This is a genomic window from Streptococcus parapneumoniae (assembly GCF_037076355.1).
GTDB lineage: Bacteria > Bacillota > Bacilli > Lactobacillales > Streptococcaceae > Streptococcus > Streptococcus parapneumoniae.
This window is the reverse complement of sequence record NZ_AP026968.1, coordinates 1,003,986-1,027,522: the sequence shown is the minus strand read 5'-3', so window position 1 is coordinate 1,027,522 and position 23,537 is coordinate 1,003,986. Positions and strand designations below refer to the sequence as shown.

The following is a 23,537-nucleotide window of genomic DNA, read 5'->3' as shown; positions in this document are numbered from 1 at the left end:
AAGTATTCCTTTTTTTAAAAAACTAAGATAATTTTTCTAACTCTGTTAAATCGATTCCCATCGTGTTTAAAATGTCATCAAACACTACAGTTTTAAATTCATCAGCATACTGATTGAATAGATTCATTAAAGCTTTATATAATCTTTGAAAATCTTTCTTATCAAGTACAATTTTTAAAAATAGAATAACCACTATAAAACGTTTATTATCATATCTCCTTATCCCAAAATGATTTGCTATTTGAGATATTCTGACATTTCTTAAATTAACATTATACAGTCGTTCATCATGTGCACAGATATTTCTAACTAGATTAGCCACTTTCAAACATGCACTTAAATCTGCACTAGATAGTCTAAATGTATTGTCTTTATTTTGTGTTCTATATTTATCTGTATAAAATTTTGCAATGATATTCTTTGTACTATCCGTTAAAATATTGTAAAAATTAGCAATGTTTCCCATTGTAAGAAAATTAACTAAAACCCAAAGTGGTACTTCCCCATGTTCCTCAATGTAATGTTTAATAGCGCCAGTTCTATCTACCTTATCATGAATCGTCTTGGTTAAGATAGAGATTTGTTGAAGAACTTTTTTAGGATCATTGTCTACAAAATTTGCAATATCTAAATAAGCATTCTTACGAGGGTGTTTTTTAGAGAATTCATATGCAACTGTGGTCTTTATTGAATTTTCGAATATCAATAAATATTTCAATAATAATATCCTTAGCTCTCTATCAAATAAAAACAAGGCCTTTAGTTCGTTAAAGTGGGTTCCTTTTTGATAAATTTCAGGTTCAACAGGTCGATTATTGCTGTCCTTTACTAAAAATAAATCTTTATAACCGTTTATAACATTGTAATAGTTTTCTTGTTCTAAAAATCTCTTTGGCTTTCCATTCGTTGGGACTACAACACCCCTATTTCTTAAGATTGTTAACTGTTGATTAAATGTTTTATGTTCCTTCAAACTTATCTCCTATAAAATAAAAAGGGTCAGGGCATCGTATGCTTCCTGACCTAATCCTATGTGTCTATTATAGATCACTGAGCGCTATTTGTCAAATAAAAATACTTCTCTAATCCATCTCCCTTACATGAGTCTCAATAAAGGCAATTTCCTCTGGAGAAAGACCATATTTTTGATAGAGCTGACGGTCAATATCAGCCACTGATTGTGTCCAATCAATGTCCGAATTGACCGTAAAGTCTTGAAGTGGGATATAATGCCATACTGCTTTCGTATTATCTTGAGTAATTTTCAAAACTCCAAGCATTGTGCGCAAAAACTTAGATTTAATGTATTTTAAACAAGCCTCGGCTTCTTCTAAAGAATTAAATTCACCAACAGAAATAAACGTTTCTGTGTACCCGATGACGGGGTACCCGATGACGGGGGTCGATAGGACTTCGCCAATCGCCCCACTTCCATTTGCTTTTGGAAGAATTATTTTATACTTTTCAAAATTTGATGGACATGTTACATAATCTTTTCTAAACCATTTATATACACGTTCATTATTAAAACGCCCATATATTTTAATATACTCATTTCCATCTTCAGGTTTAACATCAAAAAATAATTCAGGCAATTTTTCAAAAGCATTAGAAGCAACTCTCCTATCTGAAACTCTCTTCATAAGATTAGGAAAATCTGTATAAATCAAATCAGAATATCGATATGATCCTCTATTAGTAACAAATTGATCAATAGATTCAAAATTTTTCTTAATAACTTTTTTTCTAATTGAATTCATTTCTATAAAGGGAACAAAAACTTCAATTGGTTCAAATTCTTGTTCAGTATCATAATAAGTAACTGCTACCCCACCTTTAATATCAGTTCCAGGAAAAACATTGCCACTTTTTTGTTCAAAAAAAGATACCTTTACATGTTGATTATTCAACATTTGTTGATTCCAAGTTTTTGGAGTCCCTCCAGCATTTGATAAAAATCTAGCAGGAGTTATTAAAGATGCTTTTTTAGAAATTTTGTATGATTCTGAAATAAATTTATGATATATAGGCATATCCTTTGTACTTGTTCCCTGCGCCTCCTCTTGGTAAGGCGGATTTCCTATCACGACATCAAATTTCATTTCACTTTCCTCACTAGATAGGCGCTCAAAACCTATCATTTTATTCTTTTTCCAGTCTTTGATTTGGGTTTTAGATTCTTCTGCTTCTTGAATTTCTAGCTCATCTGTAAACAAGCTTAGTTGTTGAGATTGTCCTTGGCTAGCTGAATAAGGACTATTTTTTTCCAATCCATCCATCTGAAAGACATTGTAGGATATAATAGTCGCAATTTCTTTCTTTTGCTCTAAGGTTGGTTGATTTCCAATCTTTGCAAGATAGTAGTCCTCAAATGTTGCTAAAAGATTTTCACGCGCCAAAAGGAGAGAATCTCCTTGATACTCATAACCATAAGAAGCTCGATAAGCTTTTTTTACAAGTTCATAGAAGGTAGCTTCGTTCGAAACCTCACGACTAATGCGCTGCAATTTTCTATCTACAAAACCAACTCGTTCAGATAATGGAATTTCCTCACCAGTTACGGTATCATAGCGCGTTACCATATAAGGTGCTTCACCACAAGTTACCTCTAACCACCGTAAGTCCACATACTCCTCAAGACTTAACGAGCCTAATTCTGATTCTACATATCCATTTTGCTTTGCGACCAACCACGTTGGTGTAAACACTTCTGCCCTTATTTTTGTCCGATCTTTTTGTTCATATTTGGATTTTTCAGATCTGGGTTGAATCAAGTTGGCATAGGTTCCCGTCACCTTACTTGGATTGATGCGATCACTTGGAGCAAATCCCTTTCCTAACAATTCATAAGAATGCGTAGCCCAAACAATTGATTTCTTTGTCGTTCGATCTTTTAAAAGAATTTTTAATAAGTCAGCCGATTCTTTAGATAAACTTTCTTCACTAATATCTATTGTCATAAGCAACCTCTCTTATATTGTAATCCCTATTATATCATATTTTAAAGAATGAAAATTTACTTGGAAAAAAGTAATTCAATAAATATCTCTCCGATGACCAACTTCTAGAGTAGCAACGACTAATTCATCATCTACAATTTGTACGATAACTCGATAATTGCCAATTCTATAGCACCATTGACCAACGCGATTACCAACCAAAGCCTTTCCGTGTCGTCTTGGGTCTTCCAAAACATTGGTTTGTAAATAGTTTGTAATTAGCTTCTGCGTATAACGGTCCAATTTTTTCAATTGCTTGATGAAACGTCTTATTGGAACTAATTTATACAAATTATTCATCCTCCAAGCCTAAATCATGCATCATTTCTTCCCAAGTAATGGGTTCAACTCCTTTTTCCAAGTCTTCTAAATACTCTTGATAGGCTAAATCTGCCACACGAGCATCGTATTCGTCTTCTAGAGCTTCGAGAGTTTTGGTGCGGATCAGTTCCGACAGGGAAACTCCTTCAAACTTAGCCATTGCTTTCATAAATGTTTTATCAGCTTCAGAAACTTTTAATGTAATAGTAGCCATCTTTTGTACTCCCTTTTTTAATGGTAACACTATTGTATTACTTTTTAGGTGTTCAGTCAATATAAAAAGAACACCTTCTCAGCGTTCTTTCTATATGTCTGTCAAGGGTGTTGCGGTATCTGGTGAGGTATCATAAACCTTAAAGTCTACTCCGACTCCCAGATCAGCTTGTGCTAGCTGATTGACCATGGTCATGTGAGCCAGCTCCTTGATATTGTTCTCTTTAGACAAATGTCCTAGGTAGATTTTCTTAGTACGATTTCCTAAGGTACGAATCATGGCTTCGGCACCATCTTCGTTAGAAAGGTGACCTAGATCCGATAGGATTCGTTGTTTGAGTCGCCAAGCATAAGATCCTGCTCGCAAAATCTCTACATCATGGTTGGACTCGATAAGATAGCCATCTGCATTTTCGACAATTCCTGCCATACGATCACTAACATAACCTGTATCAGTCAACATGACAAAACTCTTGTCATCCTTCATAAAGCGATAGAACTGCGGTGCGACTGCATCATGACTTACACCAAAACTCTCGATGTCAATATCTCCAAAGGTTTTGGTTTTGCCCATCTCAAAGATATGCTTTTGCGAAGAATCCACCTTGCCAAGATATTTACTATTTTCCATAGCTTGCCAGGTCTTTTCATTGGCATAAAGATCCATACCATACTTGCGAGCCAAAACGCCCACTCCATGGATATGGTCTGAATGCTCATGCGTAATCAAGATGGCATCCAAATCTTCTGGTTTGCGGTTGATTTCAGCAAGTAGGCTAGTAATCTTTTTACCAGACAAGCCAGCATCCACTAAAAGCTTCTTTTTTGGGGTTTCCAGATAAAAGGAATTTCCACTGGAACCCGACGCTAAAATACTGTATTTAAAGCCTGTTTCACTCATTCTAGTCTTCTACTTCATCCTCCCACACTTCTTCTTTCACTGCATCCTTATCATAAGGGAGCACAATGGTAAAGGTTGATCCCTTACCGTATTCACTCTTGGCCCAAATAAAGCCCTTATGTTGTTTGATAATTTCTTTGGCAATAGACAGTCCTAGACCTGTACCACCTTGGGAACGACTTCTAGCACGATCCACACGATAGAAACGGTCAAAAATACGTGGTAAATCCTGCTTGGGAATCCCCAATCCCTGGTCTGAAATGGATAAAATCATCTGATCATCAGTCGTCTTCATGGTCACTGTGATTTTCCCACCATCTGGCGAATACTTGATGGCATTGTTGAGAATATTATCAATCACCTGTGTCATCTTATCTGTATCTATCTCTATCCAGACTGAGGTAATGGGGTAATCTCTCACCAGTTCGTATTTCTTCTCTTCATCCTGCCCTCTTATCTGATCAAAACGGTTGAGGATAAAGGTAATAAAGGCAGTAAAGTTAATCAGTTCCACATCCAGATGACTGGTCGCGTTATCAATCCGTGAAAGATGAAGGAGGTCCGTCACCATGCGCATCATACGGTTGGTTTCATCAAGAGAAACCTTGATAAAGTCTGGTGCTACAGTTTCACACAAAGCTCCCTCATCCAAGGCTTCAAGATAAGATTTAACACTGGTTAAGGGTGTCCGTAGCTCATGGCTAACATTGGAAACAAAGAGTCTTCGTTCGCGTTCTTCCTTCTCCTGCTCCGTCGTATCATGCAAAACAGCCACCAAACCTGAAATAAAGCCAGACTCTCGACGTATCAAGGCAAAGCGAACTCGAAGGTTCAAATATTCGCCATTGATGTCTTGGGAATCTAGCAACAATTCTGGACTTTGGGTAATCAAATCACGCAATTCATAGTCTTCTTCTATCTTGAGTACTTCCAAAATGCTTCTATTCAGGACATCTTCTTTAACCAACCCCAGTTGCTTCTTGGCTGTATCGTTAATCATGATAATCTGCCCCCGACGATTGGTCGCAAGGACCCCATCTGTCATATAAAACAGAATACTATTTAGTCTCTTACTCTCTTGTTCTAGATTTTCCTGAGTGAGACGAATAACCTCCGACAAGTCATTCAAATTATTGGTAATATTGGTGATTTCAGACCCACCTTGCATATCAAGAACCTTGGAATAATCTCCTGCAATCAAGTCTTTAACCTTTTGATTGATTTGCTTCAATCGAATATTATCACGTCTATTCTCTAGTAATAGGAGAGTCACAACAAGGATGAAACCTAACAAAATCAGGATAAAGATAAAATCTCTGGTAAAAATGGTTTGTTTCAGTAAATCAAGCATTATTTCTCATGTAATACCCTACACCACGGCGCGTCAAGATATACTCTGGTCGGCTGGGCGTATCTTCAATCTTCTCACGCAGACGTCGGACAGTCACATCAACTGTACGGACATCACCAAAATAGTCATAGCCCCAGACAGTCTCAAGCAAGTGTTCGCGCGTAATGACTTGACCTGTATGCGATGCCAAATGATACAAAAGCTCAAACTCACGGTGGGTTAAGTCTAGTTCTTCGCCATATTTTTTAGCCACGTAGGCGTCTGGAACAATTTCTAAATCCCCAATTTGGATAGGCTGAGGTTTACTTTCTGCTTCCTGCCCATCTACTGGCATAGGTTGAGAACGACGCAGCAAAGCTTTAACACGCGCCTGCAACTCACGATTTGAGAAGGGTTTGGTTACATAGTCATCAGCCCCAAGCTCCAAACCGATAACCTTATCAAATTCACTGTCTTTAGCCGACAGCATGATAATAGGCACACTGCTGGTCTTGCGAATGGTCTTAGCAACTTCTAAACCATCAATTTCTGGAAGCATCAAATCCAGAATAATAATATCTGGCTGCTCTGCTTCAAATTGCTCTAGCGCTTCACGACCATTAAAAGCAGTTACAACCTCGTAACCTTCCTTGGTCATATTAAACTTGATAATATCCGAGATTGGTTTTTCATCATCTACAATTAGTATTTTTTTCATATGTTCACCTTTTTCTCTACTATTATACCAAAAAAATAGCAAGAAGACACAATAGCTAGTCTTTACTACTGTCTAAGTTGGCTTGTGCATAAGTCTGCCAGATTTTTTGTTGGGGTTTGGCAAATGGAACATCCTGGAACTCTTCTGGTGAAAGCCAGCGAACTTCCCTATCTGAAAAGTCATGAAAGTCACTCACCTGTCCTGCTACAATTTGAACATGCCATTTACGATGACTAAAGACATGTTTGACAGTCTCAAAATAAACATCAAGCCAATCAACATCTAGGTCATAGTCCTGCTGAAAACTCTCTTCTGGACTGGGGCCAAAATTCACACTTTCTTCTGCAACCTGATGGAAGAGGTCAAACTGCTCCTCTTGCGAAAAGTCATCAACTTCTATCAAGGGGAAATGCCAAAATCCTGCCAAGAGCTTTTCACTTTCATTTTTTTCAAGCAAAAATTGTCCCTGACTATTCTTTACCACCAAGGCTTTAAGATAAATAGGGACCGGCTTTTTCTTGGGAGCCTTGATTGGATAACGGTCCATTGTGCCATTCTGATATGCCGCACTAAAGTCCTTAACTGGGCTTTCTTCTGGTCTGGGATTTACAGGCGCCTCAATATCAGATCCTAAGTCCATCAAAGCTTGATTAAAGTCACCAGGCCTTTCTGGGTCAATCAAGATTTCCATCATTACCTGAAAAATTTTGCGATTACTTGGAATCCCAATATCATGGTTGACTTCAAACAGACGGGCCAAAACACGCATAACATTACCATCTACAGCTGGCTCAGGCAAGTTAAAAGCAATACTGGAAATCGCACCTGCGGTGTAAGGTCCAATTCCTTTTAAGCTGGAAATTCCTTCATAGGTGTTTGGAAATTGACCCCCAAAGTCAGCCATAATCTGCTGAGCCGCAGCCTGCATATTACGAACTCGAGAATAATAACCCAAACCTTCCCAAGCCTTCAACAAACCTTCTTCGGGAGCATTTGCCAAACTTTCTACTGTTGGAAACCAGTCCAAGAATCGTTCGTAGTAAGGGATAACTGTATCCACCCTGGTCTGCTGAAGCATGATTTCAGATACCCAGATATGATAAGGATTCTTACTCCTACGCCACGGCAAATCTCTTTTGTTTTCATCATACCAACTGAGAAGTTTCTCACGGAAAGAAATAATCTTCTCCTCTGGCCACATAACGATACCGTATTCTTTCAAATCTAACATATCTCTAGTATAACACAGAAGATTCTAACTGTCCTTTTCCTAGTATTAAAAAACCTCTTCCCAAGGGAAAGAGGACTGACACTCAATGAAAATCAAAGAGCAAACTAGGAAGCTAGCCGCAGGTTGCTCAAAACACTGTTTTGAGGTTGCAGATGGAAGCTGACGTGGTTTGAAGAGATTTTCGAAGAGTGTAGTAGATTGAAATAGACTGTGAACAAATTGATAAGGAAATTTTAAAGTAATTCCTAATAATGCTTTAGAAACTATGATGTACCATTCTAAATTCAATACACTATATAAATCTTATTGATGAACTGCTTGCAGTCTGATAAAAAATGAGCTTGGATAGTATTTCCAAACTCATTTGAATTCAATTAAACTATTAGAACAAGCCTAGAACGGTTCCATCGCTTTCAACATCCATGTTGAGGGCTGCTGGTCGTTTTGGAAGTCCTGGCATGGTCATGACATCACCAGTTAAGGCAACGATAAAGCCTGCACCTAATTTTGGTACCAATTCACGAATGGTAATTTCAAAGTTTTCAGGTGCTCCAAGGGCATTTGGATTATCTGAAAAACTATATTGAGTTTTAGCCATACAGATTGGCAATTTGTCCCAACCGTTTTGAACGATTTGAGCGATTTGTGTTTGAGCTTTCTTCTCAAAGTTTACTTTGCTACCACGGTAGATTTCAGTAACAATCTTTTCAATCTTTTCTTGGACAGAAAGGTCATTATCATACAAACGTTTGTAGTTAGCTAGGTTTTCAGCGATAGTCTTGACAACCGTTTCAGCAAGCGCTACTCCACCTTCTGCACCATCAGCCCAGACACTTGCCAACTCAACTGGTACATCGATTGAGGCACAAAGCTCTTTCAAGGCTGCGATTTCTGCTTCAGTATCAGAGACAAATTCATTGATTGCTACGACTGCAGGTACTCCAAATTTACGGATATTTTCAACGTGGCGTTTCAAGTTAGCAAAACCTGCACGAACCGCCTCCACATTTTCTTCTGTCAAAGCGTCTTTAGCTACACCACCATTCATCTTAAGGGCACGAAGGGTTGCGACGATAACAACTGCATCTGGAGATGTTGGCAAGTTTGGTGTCTTAATATCAAGGAATTTCTCAGCACCAAGGTCTGCACCAAAACCAGCTTCAGTAACTGTGTAATCAGCCAAGTGAAGGGCTGTGCTTGTTGCCAAGACTGAATTACATCCATGAGCAATATTAGCAAATGGACCACCATGTACAAAGGCAGGCGTTCCATAAATTGTCTGAACCAGGTTCGGCTTAATAGCATCCTTCAAGATCAAAGCTAAGGCACCTTCAACCTGCAAATCACCTACAGAAACAGGGGTACGGTCATAGCGATAACCGATAACGATATTAGCCAAACGGCGTTTCAAGTCCTCGATGTCTGTTGCCAAGCAAAGAATTGCCATGATTTCGGAAGCAACTGTAATATCAAAGCCATCCTCACGTGGAATACCATTTAGAGGGCCACCAAGTCCAACGGTCACATGGCGAAGAGCACGGTCGTTCAAGTCCACTACACGTTTCCAGAGAATACGGCGTTGATCAATTCCAAGCTCATTTCCTTGGTGCAAGTGGTTGTCAATCAAGGCAGAAAGAGCATTGTTGGCAGTTGTAATGGCATGCATGTCTCCAGTAAAGTGGAGGTTGATGTCTTCCATTGGCAGAACTTGAGCGTAACCACCACCAGCGGCACCACCCTTGATACCCATTACTGGACCAAGAGATGGTTCGCGGATAGCGATCATGGTTTTTTTGCCAATCTTGTTCAAGGCATCCGCAAGACCAATGGTAATGGTTGATTTTCCTTCACCTGCAGGTGTTGGGTTGATGGCAGTAACCAAGATTAATTTCCCAACTGGATTGCTCTCAACTGCACGAATTTTATCAAAGCTGAGCTTAGCCTTGTACTTTCCATACAACTCCAAATCATCGTAAGAAATGCCCAGTTTCTCTACAACATCAACGATTGGCTTCAACTCAATACTCTGTGCGATTTCAATATCTGTTTTCATTCAAAACTCCTCTAACCTCTTTTATGATAATTCATTATAACACAAAACAAGATTTTTAACATCCGAAAACTCTCTAAACGTTCGTAAATATCCCTGTTTTTAAGGTTTTTAGAGCCCTTTCTTAAATTTTATATGGCTTTATAGTTTGAAACTATATTCTTTCCTTTTACCAAATTTTTATCACTTTCATTTTACTTACCGTTTATTTTTGTGTACAATAGTGCTATGAAAATTTTAGTTACATCGGGCGGTACCAGTGAAGCTATCGATAGCGTCCGCTCTATCACTAACCATTCCACAGGTCGCTTGGGGAAAATCATCACTGAAACCTTGCTTGCTGCTGGGCATGAAGTTTGTTTGATAACGACAAAACGAGCCGTGAAGCCAGAAGCCCATCCCAACCTAAGCATTCGAGAAATTAACAATACCAAGGACCTTCTACTAGAAATGCAAGAACATGTTCAGGATTATCAAGTCTTGATTCACTCAATGGCCGTATCCGACTACACTCCTGTTTATATGACGGGGCTGGAAGAAGTTCAGGCTAGCTCCAATCTAGAAGAATTTTTAAGCAAGCAAAATCATCAAGCTAAGATTTCTTCAACTGATGAGGTTCAGGTTTTGTTCCTAAAAAAGACTCCCAAAATCATCTCTCTAGTCAAGGAATGGAATCCTGCTATTCATCTGATTGGCTTTAAGCTGCTGGTTGATGTTACCGAAGATCATCTGGTTGACATTGCTAGAAAAAGTCTTATCAAGAACCAAGCAGACTTGATTATCGCAAATGACCTGACTCAAATTTCAGCAAACCAGCATCGTGCAATCTTTGTTGAGAAAGATTATCTTCAAACGGTTAACACTAAAGAAGAAATTGCAAAACTCCTCCTTGAAAAAATTCAAGCCTATCATTCGTAGAAAGGAAAGCTATGGCAAACATTCTCTTGGCTGTAACGGGCTCAATCGCCTCTTACAAGTCGGCAGATTTAGTCAGTTCTCTAAAAAAACAAGGTCATCAAGTCACTGTCTTAATGACTCAGGCTGCTACAGAGTTTATCCAACCTTTAACACTACAGGTCTTATCGCAGAATCCTGTCCACTTGGATGTTATGAAGGAACCCTATCCTGATCAAGTCAATCATATCGAACTTGGAAAAAAGGCGGATTTATTTATCGTGGCCCCTGCAACAGCTAACACTATTGCAAAACTAGCCCATGGTTTTGCGGACAACATGGTAACTTGTACAGCTCTAGCCTTGCCCAGTCATATTCCTAAACTAATAGCTCCTGCTATGAATACAAAAATGTATGACCATCCAGCAACTCAGGCTAATCTAAAAACATTAGAAACCTACGGCTATCAGCTGATTGCTCCTAAGGAATCCCTACTAGCTTGTGGAGACCACGGACGAGGAGCTTTAGCCGACCTCACAATTATTTTAGAAAGAATAAAGGAAACTCTCGATGAAAAAACGCTCTAATATTGCACCCATTGCTATCTTTTTTGCAACCATGCTCGTGATACACTTTCTGAGCTCGCTTATCTTTAACCTTTTTCCATTCCCAATCAAACCGACTATCGTTCATATTCCTGTCATTATTGCCAGCATTATTTACGGTCCACGAGTTGGGGTTACACTTGGATTTTTAATGGGACTACTTAGCTTGACAGTTAATACGATTACAATTCTACCAACAAGCTACCTCTTCTCACCTTTTGTACCAAACGGAAACATCTACTCAGCTATCATTGCCATCGTCCCACGTATTTTGATTGGTTTAACTCCGTATCTAGTCTATAAACTGATGAAAAATAAAACTGGTCTTATTTTAGCTGGTGCCCTTGGTTCACTTACCAACACAGTCTTTGTCCTTGGTGGAATTTTCTACCTTTTTGGAAATGTCTTTGATGGTAATATCCAAAAACTCCTGGCAACCGTTATCTCAACAAACTCCATTGCCGAATTAGTTATTTCCGCAGTTCTAACCCTAGCCATTGTTCCACGACTACAAACCTTGAAGAAATAAAAACAATCTCCGCTTTCAAGATTGAAGGTGGAGATTTTGCTCTATACAGTTTCTTTTTAGTGAAATCTTTACTAACTTTTAACTAAAAAATGATCTATAAACCCAAGTAAATCCTTGCTTTATTGTCTGGTTTATTGTACTATACTAGTGTATATACAGCTAAAAAGGAGATTCTTATGAATACACGGAAAAAAACACAATTTATGACCATGACTGCCCTCTTAACGGCTATCGCAATTTTGATTCCAATTGTTATGCCTTTCAAGATTGTCATTCCACCTGCTTCTTACACTTTGGGGAGCCACATCGCTATTTTTATTGCCATGTTCTTGTCGCCCTTGATGGCAGTTTTTGTCATCCTAGCCTCTAGTTTTGGATTTTTGATGGCTGGCTATCCCATGGTTATCGTATTTCGAGCTTTTTCCCATATCTTTTTTGGGACTTTGGGAGCTCTTTACCTACAAAAATTCCCCGATACCCTAGATAAACCAAAAGCTTCCTGGATTTTCAACTTTGTTTTGGCTGTCGTTCATGCCCTTGCTGAAGTATTAGCTTGTGTCATTTTTTATGCAACTTCCGGTACCAATGTAGAAAATATGTTTTACGTTCTATTTGTGCTAGTTGGATTTGGCACAATTATCCATAGTATGGTAGACTATACATTAGCACTAGCTGTCTATAAAGTGCTTCGAAAACGCCGTTAAAAAGGAAAAGCTATGACAAAAGATCGCAAACAAGCTCTGCTCCAACTCTTGAAAGAAGCTCCTAAAGCCCTCAATGGCCAAAGTTTGGCGGAACATTTTCATGTCACACGTCAGGTCATTGTGCAGGACATTGCAATTTTGAGAGCCGATGGCGCTCCTATCCTATCTACTAATCGTGGCTACATCTATAAGCAAATTGATACCAATCCTTATGTCCATAAACTTTTCAAGGTGAAACATGAAGTTGAAGAAATCGGTCAGGAACTTCTTGCTATCGTAGATAATGGAGGGCGTGTTCAAAATACCTTGATTGATCATCCTGTTTACGGAGAAATTGAAACTCTACTCAAACTTTCTTGTCGCAGAGATGTGCAACATTTTCTAGAACAAGTCGAGCATTCAGATTTTAGACCTCTGTCTGAATTAACAGATGGCATCCATTACCACCTAATCGAAGCCGAAACGCAACAAGACCTCCACTATATCGAGGAGGCCTTGGATCAGCTCGGTTATTTAGTAAAGGATTAGAAAATTTTCTTTTCCCAATCGTCTTCTGTACGGTGGCGGTAGAAAAACTCTGACTTGTCAGGAGCGTCCATCATCTCCATCAAAGGTAACATATCATAGGCCAGATCCAAGTTTGGAATCTGGTCTTTTTGAATCCAATAGCGCAAATAGTAACAATGATATTTAAAAACTACATTGAATGAAAATTAACAACTACTTGCTTACTAAAAATATATCACCAGTTATGTTGATCAACATTATCCTTAGTCACAAGATAAATTGGAGAAACTGTTTCTTTTTCCAGTTTTTTCCCTTGATAATGATCGATAGCTGATTGAATAGCAATTTCACCCATCTTAGCTGGTTGCTGAGCAATAGTGGCAGTAATATCACCTTTTGCAATAGCATCATGTGCATCTGGTTGACCATCAATACCAACAATTAATACATTGATAAGACCAGCTGCTTTTACTGCTTGTGCAGCTCCTAACGCCATCTCATCATTCTGTGCAAAGATTGCTTGTACTTCTTTGTTTCCTTGAATCATATTTTGCGCTGTATTCAAAGCTTTTGCGCGATCAAAATTAGCGGATTGACTAGAAAGAACATCTAAATTTGTCTTTGAAATTTGTTCAAATCCTTTACCTCTATCTACAGTTGCAGAAGCGCCAGGGACTCCTGATAATTCAAAAGTTTTTGCTTTTTCTCCCAATTGCTTGGTAATAAATTCGGCAGCCATTTTACCTGCTTCTACGTTATCAGAAGCAACAGTTGTCAAGACTTCACCACCATTACTACCGCGGTCAATTAAGATTACTGGAATATTTGCATTATTAGCAGCTTTAATAGATGTAACAATTGCATCAGAATCAACTGGATTAATTAGTAAGGCATCTACATTTTGACTAATAAAATTCTGAATATCATCTGCTTGTCTAGCAGCATCATCTTGTGCATCTGCTATCTTCAAAGTTACTTCTTTTTCTCCTGCGGCTTTTTCAAGACCATCTTTCATAGCTACAAAATAGGGATTGTTAGTAGTCGAAATAGAAACTCCTAATTTTAATTCTTTTGCCGACTTTTGAGTCGTAGATTTATTATCATTTGATGAATTTCCTAAACCAGTTTTTCCACAAGCTACTAAAGCAAAAATAAATGTTACAAACAAAGCAAAAATGCTAATTTTTTTAATAATTTTCATGTTATTACTCCTCGTAATATATATCTATAGGGATAGTTTCCATCCCGACTATTGTTCGTCATCTAATAAATTGTTACTATTTCCAAAAAAATTGAAAATGATTCTACTGTTTTACAACTTTAAAACGATCAATCAGAACAGCAATTAAAATTACAACTCCTTTTACTACTTGCTGCCAAAATGCTGAAACACCAATAATATTAAGTCCATTATTCAAAACTCCAATAATTAAAGCACCTATTAGAGTCCCCAGTATACGACCTTTACCTCCTGATAATGAGGTTCCCCCAAGAACAACAGCTGCAATAGCATCCATTTCATAACTAGCACCTGCTGTTGGTTGAGCAGAACTTAAGCGTGATGTTATAATCAATCCAGAAATTGAAGCCATCATACCTGAAATTGAATAAATGATAATTTTCACTTTATTTAGTTTCACACCTGATATATATGCTGCTTTTTCATTCCCCCCTATAGCATACACAGATTTACCAAATGCTGTTTTATGAAGTAAAACATATAAAACAATAAATACAATAAACATAATAATTACAGGAAATGGAATTCCGACTATGTAACCTTGCCCCAAAAATTGAAATAAGAATGTATCACTTAATCCTTTTGTAATAGGATTCCCATTTGTATAAACAAGTGTTGCGCCTCTAAAAATAGTCATAGTTGCTAAAGTAACGATAAATGGAGCTAATTTCCCGTAGGAAATCAATAACCCATTCATCATCCCCAGAATGCAACCCAAAATTAAAGAGCTGAGAATTGCTAACGCAACAGGCATTCCAGATCCTAATAAACCAGCTGTTAGCGCACTGGATAAGGCTAAAATTGATCCTACTGATAAATCAATTCCACCTGTTAGAATAACAAAAGTCATTCCAAAAGCAATCAGTGCATTTGATGTTACTTGCAATAGTAAATTTAACAGATTATTTGCTGTTAAAAAATTTGAATTGATAATAGTGATGACAGCCATTAAAATTATCAATGCTATTACTGTTGTCAATTCTGACATATACTTCATAGTATTTTTCACACTATTGTCCTCCTGTAGCTAGTTGCATAACTTTTTCTTGTGTAGCTTCTTGACGTGTTAATTCTCCACTAATTCTTCCTTCATGCATGACCATAATGCGATCACTGACTCCGATCACTTCTGGTAAATCTGAAGATACCATAATAATCGGCACACCTCGTTCAGCCAATTCATTCATTAATTGGTAAATTTCACGCTTAGCACCAACATCTACCCCACGAGTTGGCTCATCTAGAATCAGTACTTTTGGAGCAATACCTATCCATTTTGCTAAAACTACTTTCTGTTGATTACCACCAGAAAGTGTTCCAACTTCCTTATCTGGATAACCTGATTTAATTCGTAGCCTATCAATTAAACGTTGTACAAATATATCACTTGTTTTATTATCAAAAATGCCATTTTTAACAAAATCACGAGTACTAGGTAAAGTCATATTATCTTTAATAGAAAAATCTAAAATCAATCCCTCATCTTTACGATCTTCTGTTAAGAAACCAATTCCATGCTTAATTGCTTCAAAAGGATTTTTAATTATCAGTTGTTCTTCGTTTATTATAATTTGACCAGATTTTAAAGAATCAATTCCAAAAATTGCTCGCATTATTTCAGTACGACCAGCACCCATCAAACCAGAAAAACCAAGAATTTCCCCTTGACGTACATAGAAAGAAATATCCGTAAAAGCATCACCAGAAAGATTCTTAGCTTGAAAAACAATATTCCCAATCTCAGCCTTTTTTTCTGGATAATAATCTTCTAATTCACGACCTACCATCTTCTGAACTAATTCATCCGCATTAGTTAAGTTCGTTTTCTTGGTATCAATTACAAACCCATCCCTCATAACAGTTATAAGATCTGTAATCTTAAAGATTTCTTCCATCCGATGTGAAATATACACAATACCTACACCATCAGATTTTAATCCTTCTATCACTTTAAAAAGTGTTTCAGTTTCACGATCAGTTAAAGCTGCTGTGGGTTCATCCATAATTAACAAGGAAACTTCTGATAATAAACATTTTGCTATTTCTATCATTTGTTGTTGTCCGACTGATAATTGACCAATGATTGCATCAAGAGGAATAGAGATATTAAGACGTTTAAATGCTTCTTTAGCTTTCCTTTCCATACTAGCTTTATCTAGAAACCCAATCGAATTTTTAATTTCTCTTCCTAAAAAAAGATTATCAAGTACAGTCATATCTGGCCAAGTATTCATTTCTTGATGAATAAAACTCAGTCCAAAACGTTCTGCCTCTTGAGGATTAGAAAATGTTTTTTCTTTTCCATCAATAAAAATAGTTCCTGAAGTAGCTGGAAAAAGTCCAGTTAAAATATTCATTAAGGTTGATTTGCCTGCACCATTCTCTCCCATTAAAGCATGAACTTCTCCTGAATTAAGAACCAAATCAATACTTTCTAAAACACGATTATTCCCAAAAGATTTTGAAATGTTCTTCATTTCAATTTTCATAGGCAACCCCCTTCTAAATAATAACTCCTGATTGCAAGATTATATTCGAATATGGTGTATCTTCCCCAGTGCGAATAACTGCCTTAACTTTAGTATTCATAGCTTTCAATTCTTCATGACTAATATATTCAATAATTATATTCGATCCTAAAAGATCTAGAACTGCTTGCCACTGTTCTTTGTTTTTTTCCTTAATTTCTTCTGCTAAGAAAATTTTTTCAATAAGTACATGATCTGAATATTCTTTTAAAACTTCTAAAAAACTTGGACTACCTTTTCTTAATGCTAAATCAATTTTATCAACACCTTTTGGAACTGGCAATCCTAAATCTCCGATACAAACCAAATCCATATGACCTAAATCATCAGCTAGTTTTGCTATATTACTATTTAAAATCCCATATTTCTTCATATCCTGAATGCTCCTTTATTTCTTTCAAACTCGGCATGCCTCCTTGCGCTCCAAATCTTTGAACAGAAAGATGTGAAGCAATCGTTGCAAAGGACAATGCAACATTCATCTCTTTTCCTTTTGAGATAGCATAAGCAAAAGCACCATTAAATGTATCTCCTGCTCCTGTAGTATCAACTACTTCTGCTTTTATAGCAGGAATCTTCTGAACTACTGCCCCATCATAATAAATGGAACCTTCAACTCCTAATGTCACAATCATTTTATTAGGATAAATTTTAATAATTTCTTCTAATTTCTTATCTGGAAAAAGCTCTGAACATTCATGCTCATTAGGAATAATAAAATCACAAAAAGGAATCATCTCTATATCTGTTTCTCTAGCTGGTGCAGGATTGTAAAGCACCTTAACTTTATTTTCTTGGCAAAATTTAGCTATAGATAGGTTGGCTTCATGTGGTATTTCATTCTGTAATACAACAATACTTGCATCACTAATCAATTCCCACTCATTTTTCCAATCATTTGTTTTAACTAAATTATTCGCTCCGGGATAATAAATAATCCTATTATCACCTCCATATAAAGTAATTTGTGCAACTCCTGTAGATTGTGGTACCGTTCCCACATGTTCTGTAGAAATATTATTATTTTGCAGATTACTTAGTAAATCTGCTGAAAAAATATCTTCTCCGACGTTTCCAAATATGTAAATATGATCTTCTACACTGGATAATCTACCAATAGCTACAGCTTGATTTGCACCTTTTCCACCTGGAACTATATTAAATGAATCCCCAAAAATCGTTTCACCTCCTTCTGGAATCCTTTTTGTTCTCATAACTAAGTCCATTGAAATACTTCCAACAACAACAATTTTACTCATTACTTTCTCCTTAATGTATTTCTTTCTACGTATCTAACAGGTAGTTTAATTTTAGCTTCATCTATAGAGAACTTATTTGCCATATTATAGATTAGCTTTGCAGCCTGTTCTCCCATTTTATATGATGATTGGTGAATAGTTGATAAAGAAGGGTAAATAAATTGACTAAGTACAATATCATCATAACCAATGATTTGAATATCATCTGGAATTTTTTTACCAATTGCTAAAATTTCATGAATATAAGCTATCGCATGAATATCAGAAGGTGCTATAATACTATCGATATTTGGATTTCTTTTTAGATTCTCTTTAGCTTCTTTTTGAATTTTTTCAAAGTCAAACGTTTCACTTTCTTCAATACAAATTTCTAAAGATTTATTCCTCAAATAGTTTAAACTTGCTTCAAACCGTTCCGCGATATTCTCGGCTTTATCATCTAAAACTTTAATAATCAGAACTTGTTTAGCACCTGCATTACAGATTGCTTCAGCAGCCAAACGACCACCTGACTGATTATCAGAAAAAACACCGTAACCTGTATCTTTACTAATCCGGTCAACCACAACAACAGGTAATGATAAATCTGGATATTCTTTTGTGAAGTCATGTGTAGTAATAATTCCAGCAGCATTTGTTTTCAACAGTAAGTTAACATATTCACTCAAAGATTCTTGGTCTGAAATCGTACCAACCATAATTCTATAACCTTTATCTTTCAAATATGATTCAGCTCCTCGAACCAATCTTGGGAAGAAGGGATTTGAAATATCTGGCAATAAGAGTCCCACCATTTGGTTTTTTTTGGTTTTCAAAGATTGTGCTAATACATTTGGTGTGTAATTTAATTTTTTAATCGCATTTTTTATTTTCTCTCTCGCATCATCTCCAACATAACCTTTTTTTGATATATATCTTGAAACCGTTGATTTTGATACTCCAGCTTCTTCAGCAACCTGTTTTATTGTAGTCATCATTCCTCCTTCTTACGTTGTGGAACCGTTCCCTTATTCTATAGTAAACGTTTTCTTTTGATTTGTCAATACTTTTCTAAAAATATTTTAAATTTATTTCAGAGTACATATATTTTTTCCAAATCCATTATTACTATTATACAGGAAACACAACAAGACCTCCACTATATAGAGGAGGCCTTGGATCAGCTCGGTTATTTAGTAAAAGACTAGAAAATTTTCTTTTCCCAATCGTCTTCTGTACGGTGGCGGTAGAAAAACTCTGACTTGTCCGGAGCTTCCATCATCTCCATCAATGGTAACATATCATAGGCCAGATCTAAGTTTGGAATCTGGTCTTTTTGCACCCAAGAAACTTCTCCCTCTTCTGAAGAGCGAAGGGTACCAAAGAACTCAGTCGCCTTATAACAAACGACAATATAGCGCCCACCTGTATCTAGTGGCCAATTTTTAATACCGACAAGTTGAGGATTTTGGATAGTCAATCCTGTTTCTTCATAGATTTCACGAATGACTGACTCTGCAAAAGACTCGCCATTTTCTACATGACCTCCTGGAAAGGCATAACCAGACCAGCGATTGGTTTCAGGAGCGCGGTACTGCATCACCACGCGCTGGTTTTCTAGGTCTTCAATCAGACAAATATTTGTTAAAATCGTTAATTGGGAACGGGACATAAATTTACTCGCTTTCTAAGTTATTAAAACATATCTTCGTTGTATTTTACTTCTGACTTCATGATACAGGAATTGATCAATTCATGATGTTGCCACAAAACCTCTGACAATGATAATTTCTTTATTTTGTATATGATAGTCTATATTAATGGAAATGGCTGAACTCGGAATGATTGACAAAGCAAGAATGCCGAAAACCAAAAGTAATACTCTTCGAAAATCAAAGAGCCAACCACGCCAGATTCGCCTTGCCGTAGGTATATGATACTGATTCTGTCAGTTCTATCCACAACCTCAAAACAGTGTTTTGAGCAACCTGCGGCTAGTTTCCTAGTTTGCACTTTGATTTTCATTGAGTATAAAGTGCGACTAGTGCATTGAATAATTCAAAAATGAGATGATATCAATGAAAATCTCTTGTCCTAAAAAAGACTATCCAAGAATGGATAAAGAAAGTCAAACAAAGAATAAAAAACCATCTATTCCACAAGACCGAAGTAAAGGATAGACCTAAAACTAACAAAATCAAATGAAAAATTTCAAAGGTTAGGAAGTTCAGATAGAGTGTTTTAAATGAAAATACCTTTGAGAAATTTACGTCGGTAATTTTTTTCTCCTTTTTTATTATATTTTAAAATCACCATAGTAAATAATAGGGTGAAGAAAAAGATTAGATAGGTAACAATTGGAAAGCAAACATAGCGGGAATCAAAACTGATTAAAGATGGAAAAAAACATTTCCATCTTTATTTAATCAGGCTACCAAATCGAAAATAATAAAGAATAAGCACCAAGAGGAACAAGTATACATATAAAGGACTAATATAATTAAAATAACGAAGTGAAGCAGGAATGCTCTCATTACCAAAAGTTAAATATCCGACACTAATCGCAACAACTATTAAGACTAAATAATTTTAAAAAGCTTCTACTATCCAATGTTTTTCCAACTAAAGACTAAACTTGTTCTCCTGAACTTTTACTTTTCTTGTTTCTCTTACTTCTCATTCACCAACTCCACTATCTTCTGGAAAGTCTTACCATTTCGGAAAATTAGTTGCTTGTAGAAACTGGACTTGCGTAGTTTCTTATGGTAGTTGGACTTGAGATAGTCCTATAGGTCCACATTGCTATAAAAGAAAGCAGCCTGCCCAAAGTGCATCTGCTCCCTGTCATTTGCCCGACTACCTGCCAGCTCTTGAACACTCTCCCTGTCAATCTTGAGCAGATAAAAGAGAACGTCTAGCTGAAAGGCTGTTTCAGCCTGCCACCATGTAAGTAGATTTGCTGTTTCCTTTTCAAGTATGGAAGAGTTGACAAGGACAAAAGGCAGAGGAAAATCAGAAGACCGGCTGAAACAAGCCGTAAAAATCTCCCGAATCCTCTCCTTTTGCTCCTCGCTATCAAAGAAAAGATTGCCACTATTGATGTAGAAAACTGGATTTTCAAAATTCAACTCAGCCAAACCGTCTTCAAATCAGACATGACAACCTTGATTTTTCCACCGACATTGATGTCACGGAGTAAAAGCTCATGATGCCTATAGTCCTCCTTTTATCTATTCAGTAAGGCTAAAATAGTAAGTTGTTTCTGATAATATTCTATTACTTCTCTTTTGAAGTTTGTTCACCGCTTCTAGACTCCACTGAACCTAATTGTGTAATATCAATCCTTTTCACATAAGGTAATACGATAAATATAGCACTAGTCAATAAAAATGCTAAATCTATCCAAGTTAGTTAGATTTTTCTTAATTGACAGTAGTTTTACTGTAACATCACTTCTGACAATCAATAATATAAGGAACTTTAACTATACTCAGAAATATTTTTAAATGTAAAAGTCCAATCCCAAATTTCACAATATCGCTCTATTCCAAAAATATCAATTATAAAATGTGGAAAAGCAGATAAAATCAGAACCTGCTCCCTCTGATTAATTAATTTTTCATATTGTTTTATAAATATAGTTTCAGAATTGGAAATATCGGTTGCATTTTCAACCAAATAGAAAGAACACAATATAAAATATTGGACTAATTTTTCAATCTTCTCTTTAGAATAATCCGAATTTTTATAACACTCTGAAGATATACACTTATATTTTCTTTTGAATGTTGTACTACTACCTTTCTTCTTGACCTCATAAATATTAAACAAATGGCACAATACATTACTCCCATTTATAAAATCATCTTTAAAGCATTTTAAAGCTTCAAACATAGGATAACTAATTAGTAGCTTTCCTTTGTCAGTTGATTCATTAAAAAAGGACAAAAGTTTATTAATCTCTTTATAAACCTGATCATTCCTTTTATCTTTCTTGTAGTGGTAATGTGCATCTAAGTCAAAAAATAGAAAAATATCCGAGAACTTTTCATGATTTTCTAGCTCATCACTATACTCTATGGACTTATCTTTTAATATTTCTAGTAGGACAGGAATCGTTTCAAATTCATCCTCCTCTGGATAACTAGAAATCCTTTTATATAGATCATAAATCAATGTTCCGTAGCTCTGGACAATAATCGGAGATACATCATTTCCGTTTTGCTCCATGACTTCTTTGTGATATTGAATAAATTGGTCTATATATTTCGGTTCGTCTTTGGCTCCCTCAACAATAAATAATATATTACTCATTATCAAAACTACCTGCGCGATACATTTTTTCTATATTTTGTGCTTGACGTATTTCACGACCAGAACGATTCGCAATATTAGCAATTCTATTATTAGAAATAGTAAAATAACTATCAGGTCTTAAAATAGAGTTAGACATATTTGCAGTATTATGTGTAGTTAAAACAACTTGAACCGATGAGGATTTTAATTTATTTATTAACACTCTAGATACATTATGGTGAAAATAAGAATCAAATTCATCAATAAACAAAAATTGAATTCCATCTACTATTTGCATATACCACATGAAAAACAAAGATAAAGCTAGAGTTCCTTTAGACATAATATTAAAGAAATTAGCCTCTTTTCCCGATGGAAATTTTGCAAAAATATGTTTCGAATCATCAATCTCTTTTTCAAACAATTCATAATGAATACCAACCTCAGAAAGAAATTGTTGATAGTCTTTAACCTTATCTTTTTTAATAATCATTTCAGCAATTTGTCCACGTCCTGTCGTATATCCTTGATAGTGATTTCCATAAATTGAATCAAAGGATAACATTGAATCAACAAACTTAATAAATCTATCAAAAATAGCATCTTTTGTATCTTCTTCCTGATCACCACCTGTCGAATAAACATAGGCAAGTTTTACCAGTGATTGATCATCTCTTAATTTTTCAAAATTTATTTCACCACCATTTTTCAAATTTATTATTTTTATCTGCTCCTGCCTATCGTATTTAACAATCAATTCATTATCTATGAATAATTCTTCATATAAAATCACATCATACTCTTTTTTACAATAATTATATTTTACAATGTGATCATTGAAATTAAAGGTATAATCAAATTTGGCATACTCAGGCGTAGTTTCTAGATTTAAAAAATGTTTTTTATAATCATTAATATTTTTTTCATTATCTGTCAGATGAGTTATAATATCCATTATAGCTAAACCTAGGTTTGATTTGCCCGAAGCATTATCACCATATATAACTGCAGTAGTAAGAATATTATTTTTTACAATACTATCATTAAATGAATAATTTCCAGCTGTTAAATCAAACTCAATTTGTGATGCAAAATTTTTAAAACCTTTTACCTTAAATTTTTGTAACATTTCCATACCTCCTATTAATCGTAAAAAAATTACGGCCATTTTAATTATACAACAAATTTTCACTCAGTGCAAGATACGCCCCCCAGTATATTAAAAATGGGGCT

At 36.0% G+C, this 23,537-nt stretch carries 23 protein-coding genes and 5 pseudogenes; 6 read left to right on the top strand and 22 right to left on the bottom strand.

Annotation, left to right across the window (positions count from 1 at the left end; translation table 11 throughout):
* Positions 1-22: 22 nt before the first annotated feature.
* From SP4011_RS05295 to SP4011_RS05255, 9 genes are all read right to left on the bottom strand, one after another.
* A complete protein-coding gene (locus tag SP4011_RS05295; protein ID WP_000658133.1) occupies positions 23-973 on the bottom strand; it encodes an Abi family protein in 951 nt (316 codons plus the stop codon).
* Positions 974-1,082: 109 nt separating this feature from the next.
* Positions 1,083-2,960: an Eco57I restriction-modification methylase domain-containing protein gene (locus SP4011_RS05290; protein ID WP_338620207.1), complete on the bottom strand. Its 1,878-nt coding sequence runs from the start codon at positions 2,958-2,960 to the stop codon at positions 1,083-1,085.
* A 75-nt stretch (positions 2,961-3,035) separates the two neighbouring features.
* Positions 3,036-3,290: a type II toxin-antitoxin system RelE/ParE family toxin gene (locus SP4011_RS05285; protein WP_338620205.1), complete on the bottom strand. Its 255-nt coding sequence runs from the start codon at positions 3,288-3,290 to the stop codon at positions 3,036-3,038.
* Position 3,291: 1 nt separating this feature from the next.
* Positions 3,292-3,534, bottom strand: coding sequence for a type II toxin-antitoxin system RelB family antitoxin (relB, locus tag SP4011_RS05280; RefSeq protein ID WP_050223090.1), 243 nt, complete (start codon positions 3,532-3,534; stop codon positions 3,292-3,294).
* Between the two features lie 90 nt (positions 3,535-3,624).
* Positions 3,625-4,434: an MBL fold metallo-hydrolase gene (locus SP4011_RS05275; protein WP_000004964.1), complete on the bottom strand. Its 810-nt coding sequence runs from the start codon at positions 4,432-4,434 to the stop codon at positions 3,625-3,627.
* 1 nt (position 4,435) lies between these two features.
* Positions 4,436-5,785, bottom strand: coding sequence for a cell wall metabolism sensor histidine kinase VicK (vicK, locus tag SP4011_RS05270; RefSeq protein ID WP_000886220.1), 1,350 nt, complete (start codon positions 5,783-5,785; stop codon positions 4,436-4,438).
* Entirely contained in the window at positions 5,778-6,482 is a 705-nt protein-coding gene (gene yycF, locus SP4011_RS05265; RefSeq protein ID WP_050223087.1) for a response regulator YycF, read from the bottom strand. Before yycF ends, vicK begins: the two co-directional genes overlap by 8 nt.
* A gap of 55 nt (positions 6,483-6,537) precedes the next feature.
* Positions 6,538-7,713: an A/G-specific adenine glycosylase gene (gene mutY, locus SP4011_RS05260; protein ID WP_338620200.1), complete on the bottom strand. Its 1,176-nt coding sequence runs from the start codon at positions 7,711-7,713 to the stop codon at positions 6,538-6,540.
* A gap of 382 nt (positions 7,714-8,095) precedes the next feature.
* Complete coding sequence (locus SP4011_RS05255) at positions 8,096-9,766, bottom strand: formate--tetrahydrofolate ligase (RefSeq protein ID WP_338620198.1); 1,671 nt, start codon at positions 9,764-9,766, stop codon at positions 8,096-8,098.
* A 225-nt stretch (positions 9,767-9,991) separates the two neighbouring features.
* On the opposite strand from SP4011_RS05255, the gene coaB reads away from it, so the two are divergent.
* From coaB to SP4011_RS05230, 5 genes are all read left to right on the top strand, one after another.
* Positions 9,992-10,681 carry a phosphopantothenate--cysteine ligase gene (gene coaB, locus SP4011_RS05250; protein ID WP_112443743.1) on the top strand — a complete coding sequence of 230 codons (690 nt, stop codon included), beginning with the start codon at positions 9,992-9,994 and terminating at the stop codon, positions 10,679-10,681.
* A gap of 11 nt (positions 10,682-10,692) precedes the next feature.
* Positions 10,693-11,244, top strand: coding sequence for a phosphopantothenoylcysteine decarboxylase (gene coaC, locus SP4011_RS05245; RefSeq protein WP_112443744.1), 552 nt, complete (start codon positions 10,693-10,695; stop codon positions 11,242-11,244).
* Positions 11,228-11,791 (top strand): ECF transporter S component, encoded by a 564-nt coding sequence (locus SP4011_RS05240; RefSeq protein WP_000747412.1) that lies wholly within the window; start codon positions 11,228-11,230, stop codon positions 11,789-11,791. The genes coaC and SP4011_RS05240 overlap by 17 nt, the downstream gene beginning before the upstream one ends.
* A 176-nt stretch (positions 11,792-11,967) precedes the next feature.
* Positions 11,968-12,495, top strand: coding sequence for an ECF transporter S component (locus tag SP4011_RS05235; protein ID WP_049515422.1), 528 nt, complete (start codon positions 11,968-11,970; stop codon positions 12,493-12,495).
* A 12-nt stretch (positions 12,496-12,507) separates the two neighbouring features.
* Positions 12,508-13,023: a transcription repressor NadR gene (locus tag SP4011_RS05230; RefSeq protein WP_100104466.1), complete on the top strand. Its 516-nt coding sequence runs from the start codon at positions 12,508-12,510 to the stop codon at positions 13,021-13,023.
* Here the strand turns inward: SP4011_RS05230 and SP4011_RS05225 are convergent.
* From SP4011_RS05225 to SP4011_RS05195, 7 genes and pseudogenes are all read right to left on the bottom strand, one after another.
* Positions 13,020-13,160 (bottom strand): annotated as a pseudogene (locus tag SP4011_RS05225) (DNA mismatch repair protein MutT); the annotation flags it as partial. The gene SP4011_RS05230 and the pseudogene SP4011_RS05225 sit on opposite strands and share 4 nt — an antisense overlap.
* A 77-nt stretch (positions 13,161-13,237) precedes the next feature.
* Complete coding sequence (locus SP4011_RS05220; protein ID WP_000691494.1) at positions 13,238-14,203, bottom strand: substrate-binding domain-containing protein; 966 nt, start codon at positions 14,201-14,203, stop codon at positions 13,238-13,240.
* Between the two features lie 103 nt (positions 14,204-14,306).
* Positions 14,307-15,251, bottom strand: a complete 945-nt coding sequence (locus SP4011_RS05215) for an ABC transporter permease subunit (protein ID WP_000799270.1) — start codon at positions 15,249-15,251, stop codon at positions 14,307-14,309.
* Position 15,252: 1 nt separating this feature from the next.
* Entirely contained in the window at positions 15,253-16,731 is a 1,479-nt protein-coding gene (locus tag SP4011_RS05210) for a sugar ABC transporter ATP-binding protein (protein ID WP_112443746.1), read from the bottom strand.
* A gap of 13 nt (positions 16,732-16,744) precedes the next feature.
* Positions 16,745-17,143: a D-ribose pyranase gene (gene rbsD / locus SP4011_RS05205; protein WP_000759835.1), complete on the bottom strand. Its 399-nt coding sequence runs from the start codon at positions 17,141-17,143 to the stop codon at positions 16,745-16,747.
* Complete coding sequence (gene rbsK / locus SP4011_RS05200) at positions 17,118-18,029, bottom strand: ribokinase (protein WP_112443747.1); 912 nt, start codon at positions 18,027-18,029, stop codon at positions 17,118-17,120. Before rbsK ends, rbsD begins: the two co-directional genes overlap by 26 nt.
* Positions 18,029-19,003 (bottom strand): LacI family DNA-binding transcriptional regulator, encoded by a 975-nt coding sequence (locus SP4011_RS05195; protein WP_000207600.1) that lies wholly within the window; start codon positions 19,001-19,003, stop codon positions 18,029-18,031. Before SP4011_RS05195 ends, rbsK begins: the two co-directional genes overlap by 1 nt.
* A gap of 144 nt (positions 19,004-19,147) precedes the next feature.
* On the opposite strand from SP4011_RS05195, the pseudogene SP4011_RS05190 reads away from it, so the two are divergent.
* Positions 19,148-19,216: pseudogene (locus tag SP4011_RS05190) on the top strand (DNA-binding transcriptional regulator); the annotation flags it as partial.
* Here SP4011_RS05190 and SP4011_RS05185 read toward each other — a convergent pair.
* The 6 genes and pseudogenes from SP4011_RS05185 to SP4011_RS05155 all read right to left on the bottom strand — a co-directional run bounded on the left by SP4011_RS05185 (position 19,213) and on the right by SP4011_RS05155 (position 23,433).
* Entirely contained in the window at positions 19,213-19,680 is a 468-nt protein-coding gene (locus SP4011_RS05185; RefSeq protein ID WP_112443748.1) for an NUDIX domain-containing protein, read from the bottom strand. The pseudogene SP4011_RS05190 and the gene SP4011_RS05185 overlap by 4 nt on opposite strands.
* Positions 19,681-19,703: 23 nt before the next feature.
* A pseudogene (locus SP4011_RS05180) lies at positions 19,704-19,886 on the bottom strand (hypothetical protein); the annotation flags it as partial.
* 200 nt (positions 19,887-20,086) lie between these two features.
* Positions 20,087-20,287 (bottom strand): annotated as a pseudogene (locus SP4011_RS05175) (hypothetical protein); the annotation flags it as partial.
* Positions 20,288-20,677: 390 nt separating this feature from the next.
* Positions 20,678-21,165 (bottom strand): annotated as a pseudogene (locus SP4011_RS05165) (DUF1697 domain-containing protein).
* A 323-nt stretch (positions 21,166-21,488) separates the two neighbouring features.
* The gene (locus SP4011_RS05160; RefSeq protein WP_112443749.1) at positions 21,489-22,322 is read right to left on the bottom strand and encodes a hypothetical protein; all 834 of its coding nucleotides are present in this window, start codon (positions 22,320-22,322) and stop codon (positions 21,489-21,491) included.
* Positions 22,315-23,433 carry an AAA family ATPase gene (locus SP4011_RS05155; RefSeq protein ID WP_112443750.1) on the bottom strand — a complete coding sequence of 373 codons (1,119 nt, stop codon included), beginning with the start codon at positions 23,431-23,433 and terminating at the stop codon, positions 22,315-22,317. The genes SP4011_RS05160 and SP4011_RS05155 overlap by 8 nt, the downstream gene beginning before the upstream one ends.
* Between the last annotated feature and the right edge of the window lie 104 nt (positions 23,434-23,537).

Excerpts from the sequence above, each read along its gene's own strand:
- SP4011_RS05290 (WP_338620207.1), bottom strand. The coding sequence starts at position 2,960 with ATGACAATAGATATTAGTGAAGAAAGTTTATCTAAAGAATCGGCTGAC.
- relB (WP_050223090.1), bottom strand. The coding sequence starts at position 3,534 with ATGGCTACTATTACATTAAAAGTTTCTGAAGCTGATAAAACATTTATG.
- SP4011_RS05275 (WP_000004964.1), bottom strand. The coding sequence starts at position 4,434 with ATGAGTGAAACAGGCTTTAAATACAGTATTTTAGCGTCGGGTTCCAGT.
- vicK (WP_000886220.1), bottom strand. The coding sequence starts at position 5,785 with ATGCTTGATTTACTGAAACAAACCATTTTTACCAGAGATTTTATCTTT.
- yycF (WP_050223087.1), bottom strand. The coding sequence starts at position 6,482 with ATGAAAAAAATACTAATTGTAGATGATGAAAAACCAATCTCGGATATT.
- mutY (WP_338620200.1), bottom strand. The coding sequence starts at position 7,713 with ATGTTAGATTTGAAAGAATACGGTATCGTTATGTGGCCAGAGGAGAAG.
- SP4011_RS05255 (WP_338620198.1), bottom strand. The coding sequence starts at position 9,766 with ATGAAAACAGATATTGAAATCGCACAGAGTATTGAGTTGAAGCCAATC.
- coaB (WP_112443743.1), top strand. The coding sequence starts at position 9,992 with ATGAAAATTTTAGTTACATCGGGCGGTACCAGTGAAGCTATCGATAGC.
- coaC (WP_112443744.1), top strand. The coding sequence starts at position 10,693 with ATGGCAAACATTCTCTTGGCTGTAACGGGCTCAATCGCCTCTTACAAG.
- SP4011_RS05240 (WP_000747412.1), top strand. The coding sequence starts at position 11,228 with ATGAAAAAACGCTCTAATATTGCACCCATTGCTATCTTTTTTGCAACC.
- SP4011_RS05235 (WP_049515422.1), top strand. The coding sequence starts at position 11,968 with ATGAATACACGGAAAAAAACACAATTTATGACCATGACTGCCCTCTTA.
- SP4011_RS05230 (WP_100104466.1), top strand. The coding sequence starts at position 12,508 with ATGACAAAAGATCGCAAACAAGCTCTGCTCCAACTCTTGAAAGAAGCT.
- SP4011_RS05220 (WP_000691494.1), bottom strand. The coding sequence starts at position 14,203 with ATGAAAATTATTAAAAAAATTAGCATTTTTGCTTTGTTTGTAACATTT.
- SP4011_RS05210 (WP_112443746.1), bottom strand. The coding sequence starts at position 16,731 with ATGAAAATTGAAATGAAGAACATTTCAAAATCTTTTGGGAATAATCGT.
- rbsD (WP_000759835.1), bottom strand. The coding sequence starts at position 17,143 with ATGAAGAAATATGGGATTTTAAATAGTAATATAGCAAAACTAGCTGAT.
- rbsK (WP_112443747.1), bottom strand. The coding sequence starts at position 18,029 with ATGAGTAAAATTGTTGTTGTTGGAAGTATTTCAATGGACTTAGTTATG.
- SP4011_RS05195 (WP_000207600.1), bottom strand. The coding sequence starts at position 19,003 with ATGACTACAATAAAACAGGTTGCTGAAGAAGCTGGAGTATCAAAATCA.
- SP4011_RS05185 (WP_112443748.1), bottom strand. The coding sequence starts at position 19,680 with ATGTCCCGTTCCCAATTAACGATTTTAACAAATATTTGTCTGATTGAA.
- SP4011_RS05160 (WP_112443749.1), bottom strand. The coding sequence starts at position 22,322 with ATGAGTAATATATTATTTATTGTTGAGGGAGCCAAAGACGAACCGAAA.
- SP4011_RS05155 (WP_112443750.1), bottom strand. The coding sequence starts at position 23,433 with ATGTTACAAAAATTTAAGGTAAAAGGTTTTAAAAATTTTGCATCACAA.